Annotated in this window: 1 protein-coding gene; it reads right to left on the bottom strand. The window is 47.1% G+C overall.

The features are described 5' to 3' along the window. Positions 1 to 9 precede the first annotated feature (9 nt). Positions 10 to 1,338, bottom strand: a complete 1,329-nt coding sequence (locus tag ACQ4N8_RS28095) for an IS3 family transposase (RefSeq protein ID WP_430707667.1) — start codon at positions 1,336 to 1,338, stop codon at positions 10 to 12. Between the last annotated feature and the right edge of the window lie 94 nt (positions 1,339 to 1,432).

The following is a 1,432-nucleotide window of genomic DNA, read 5'->3' as shown; positions in this document are numbered from 1 at the left end:
AAAAAAGAATTAAGCAGCATTTATGAGATGATTCCTGTATTGCACAGGAGTCATCTTTTTTAATCCCCATTGGTATCTGAAATTGTTGTAATAGTGAATATAGCGCTTAATTTCCCGTTCCAATTCAGTGAAGTTCTTGAAGTTTCGGCTCTTTATATGGTCCTTCATATGGCCGAAGAAAGACTCCTGAGGAGCATTGTCCCAGCAGTTCCCACGTCTAGACATAGACTGGCCCAGTCCTTTGGATTTCAGTAGTTTTTGGTAGAGGGGACTGGTATAGTGGCTGCCTTGGTCGGAGTGGATGAAAGCCTTCTCGTGGAGCTTTACACGTCTCTGCTTTGTTAACAACTTTACGGTTTCTGTGGCCAGAGGCAGATGAAGAGTGGTCGATAAATTGTGCGCTAAAAGCTCCCCTGTAGAGGCATCCAGAATGGTCGACAAATAAGCCGTCTGGGAGGAGCCATACGGAAGGTAGGTAATATCGGTGAGCAGCGCGAGACCTGGAATGCCTTTCTTGAAGTCTCGTTGCAGCTTGTTTTCGAGCGTGCGGTGCTCCTGAGTCGCTTTGGCCATCTGCCGGTAGGGATTCGCTCTCCGGTGCGGGCATACAAGGTTGAATTTGCGCATCAATCTACGAATTCGCTTGAGATTGTACACCGTGTGGTATTCCTGTTCCAAGGTCATCTTAATGGACCGTGAGCCCTTCTTGAATCCTCTTCGGTTAAAGGCTTTTTGGATCAGAGCGCCTGCTTTGTCGTCTTCTCGTTCGCGTGCAAGTCGTTTGTCTGCCGTGTTAAGGTAGTTGTAGTATCCGGAGTGAGACACACCAAGGAGCTGGCAAAGGTAGCGTGTCATTCGTCCCACCCCCTGCCTTACCGCGTTCTGAATGAGTTCAAAACACGCACGCTTAGTCAGATTTTCTCCGTTTGCTAACAGCCTCCTTTCGTTCTTGTCTAACTTTTTTACGTAGGCTAATTGCTCCTCTAAAAGTCGAATCTTCGCTTCCTGTTTCGCGATGATCTCTTCCGGGGATAGCAGGCGTTTGGAAGGACGAAGGGCGGCTTCTTTGCGGGAGTCTGCCAATCCGGTGATTCCGTCCTTTTCGTAAGCCTTCTTCCATCGGTCGGCACACTGCTCGATTCGCTTCATCCCGAGCATCTCCACGTCAAATCCGTTTGCCTCAAAGATCTCTCTCGGTGTTTGGCCTAATACATATTGGTCGATGAATAGACGCTTAAATTCATTGGCGTAGGTAATTGATTTTTCGCTTACCCGCAGAACATGAGAATTCCTTGATAATTGTTCCTGTTCATTTGGAGTAAAATGCTTTTTGCTCATCTTGTCCGCCCCCTACTGTTGTTTCCAGTATACAAAAAGGTACCCATACGCTAAACACTTTTTTTGAAGTGTCCAGTGGATGGGTACCAGTTTA

Origin of the sequence: Paenibacillus macerans (assembly GCF_050565405.1) — a bacterium.
GTDB classification, from domain to species: Bacteria; Bacillota; Bacilli; order Paenibacillales; family Paenibacillaceae; genus Fontibacillus; species Fontibacillus macerans_B.
The sequence above is the reverse complement of the archived record's forward strand: the minus strand, read 5'-3'. Positions and strand labels throughout refer to the sequence as shown.